Source organism: Paraburkholderia sp. NMBU_R16 (genome assembly GCF_013282575.1).
In the GTDB taxonomy this organism is placed as follows: Bacteria; Pseudomonadota; Gammaproteobacteria; order Burkholderiales; family Burkholderiaceae; genus Trinickia.
Genome location: NZ_JAAAYE010000150.1, coordinates 1 through 2,416, shown reverse-complemented (window position 1 = coordinate 2,416; position 2,416 = coordinate 1). Strand labels below are relative to the sequence as shown.

Annotated in this window: 2 protein-coding genes; both read left to right on the top strand. The window is 57.7% G+C overall.

The window, feature by feature from the left end; genetic code table 11:
• Positions 1–164 precede the first annotated feature (164 nt).
• On the top strand, positions 165–347 hold the full coding sequence (locus tag GWC77_RS27335; RefSeq protein WP_173262495.1) for a hypothetical protein: 183 nt from the start codon (positions 165–167) through the stop codon (positions 345–347).
• A 77-nt stretch (positions 348–424) separates the two neighbouring features.
• Complete coding sequence (locus tag GWC77_RS27330) at positions 425–2,254, top strand: TRAP transporter large permease subunit (protein WP_254367220.1); 1,830 nt, start codon at positions 425–427, stop codon at positions 2,252–2,254.
• Positions 2,255–2,416 lie beyond the last annotated feature (162 nt).

Sequence of the window (2,416 nt, the reverse complement as noted above, 5' to 3'; positions counted from 1 at the left end):
CGTCGTGGTCGTGATAGGCGACCCGCCGACCGACCGTGGACAACTCGCACAACCACTCAACCTGGAGGACATCAGCCCGGTCGAAATTCAACTGCTTAACCGTCCTCGGAAACGGGTCACCCCCAAAGCACCTCAATGCGGGTGCTTTGAAGCAACGGCAGGACGTGATTCAACTGAACGCATCCCTGCAGAAGACGCTCGAGGGCAGAGGGCTTGCGTTTAACACCGCTGACGCGAATGCGTTCCGCCAAGCCCTGAAATCTGCGCATTTCTACACGGAGCAGAAGCAATTCTTCGGCGACGAAGAATGGGCTCTTATGGAGAAATACACGGGGAAGCTGGGATGAGAACGCAAACGCTGAAAGACCTGGACGACGCACTCGAACAACAGACCAGCGCAACCGTCCACCACACAACGAAGGCGATGCCCCGCTGGCTGTCCCGTGTGGACTTCGCGCTCGGCTTGATCGTCTCCGTGCCTGCGGCGCTGTTGGTCCTGGCAGAAGTCATCCTGCTTTTCAGCGGCGTCGTTGCTCGTTATGTCCTGCACCACCCGCTCATCTGGAGCGACGAACTTGCTGCCATCCTGTTTCTGTGGCTCGCAATGACAGGTGCCGCTACGGCGTTGCATCGAGGAAGCCACATGCGCATGACGGCACTGGTCAACCGCATGGGCGAGCACTGGGACCCCTTGTGGGACACCATTTCGATGGTCGCGAGCATGCTTTTTCTCGGACTCGTACTTGTTCCGTCGATCGCTTACATCAAGCAGCAGTGGGACATTTTGACCCCGACAATGGAGATCAATGACTGCCTGCGCGTCGCGGCTATCGTCTTCGGGATTGTGTCGATGCTCCTGATCTGCGTGGTCAAGTTGTTAGCAATCGGTTGGAAGACCGCTATCACCGGGATCGCGGTGTCGCTGGTGACCGTGTTTGCGCTGGAACATGCCGGGCCTGTTTTGCAATCGCTTGGAAACCTGAACTTAGCGATTTTCTTCGTTGGTGTAGTCGGATTCACCGTCCTGAGCGGAATGCCCATCGCATTCTCCTTCGGCCTTTCCGTGTTCGCTTATCTTTCGATGTCGACCGCCATGCCGTTGGAAATCGTCGTCAGCCGCATGGATGAAGGAATGTCTCAAATCCTTCTGTTGGCGGTGCCGATGTTTATTTTCCTCGGGCTTCTCATTGAGATGACAGGGATGGCACGGGCGATGATCAACTTCCTCGCATCGTTGCTGGGCCACGTTCGGGGCGGTCTCTCGTATGTTTTGGTTGGCGCGATGTACCTGATTTCCGGGATTTCGGGCTCAAAGGCGGCCGATATGGCGGCCGTTGCTCCGATCCTGTTCCCCGAGATGAAAAAGCGTGGGGAGAATCCCGGCGAACTCGTTGCCCTACTATCGGCAACTGGCGCACAGACCGAAACGGTTCCGCCAAGCATCGTCCTCATCACGATCGGATCGGTTACTGGCGTATCGATTTCTGCGCTTTTTACGGGTGGTCTGCTGCCGGGGCTCGTCCTGGCGTTCATGTTGTGCATGCTTGTCTGGTGGCGGGCCCGAAGATTCGAGCCCACGTCCTCCACGAAGGCCGCGTGGTCCTTGGTCGGAAAGGCTTTTGTGGTGTCGATCCCGGCGTTGGCCCTTCCGGTCGTCATCCGCATGGCTGTGGTGGAAGGCGTGGCCACGGCGACGGAAGTTTCGACAGTCGGCATCGCGTACTCTGTTGTCGCCGGGCTCCTGGTGTATCGATGCTTCGATTGGAAGCGTGTTGGCCCCATGCTCGTGGAGACGGCCGCTCTTTCCGGTGCAATCCTCATCATCATCGGTACGGCTACAGCGATGGCGTGGGCGCTCACACAGTCCGGCTTCTCTCACGGACTGGCGGATTTCATGCAGCATCTGCCAGGGGGCGCGCTCACCTTCATGGTCGTATCGATCTTCATGTTCATCGTCTTGGGCAGCGTCCTCGAGGGAATACCAGCCATCGTGCTCTTCGGGCCGTTACTGTTCCCCATTGCCCGGGCGGTCGGCATCCATGAAGTCCAATACGCGATGGTTGTCATTCTTTCGATGGGTTTGGGTCTGTTCTCGCCACCGTTCGGGGTCGGCTATTACGGCGCGTGTGCAGTCAGCAAGATCTCGCCGAACTTGGGCATTCGTCCGATCATGGGTTATATGGCGGCACTGTTCATCGGCATCCTGGTGATTGCAGCCGTACCATGGATTTCGACCGGCTTTCTGAAAAGCTAAGAGGTGGGTACGCGCAGAGATCGAAGAGGCTGGACGTGAATCGCCCCGGATTTGGTGGAGGCTCCAACTCTTGAGAGAATGGAGCTATGAACAAGTCGAACAAGTTTTCTGCTGAGGTCCGCGAGCGTGCAGTTCGCATGGTGCGAGAGCATCGCGACGAGT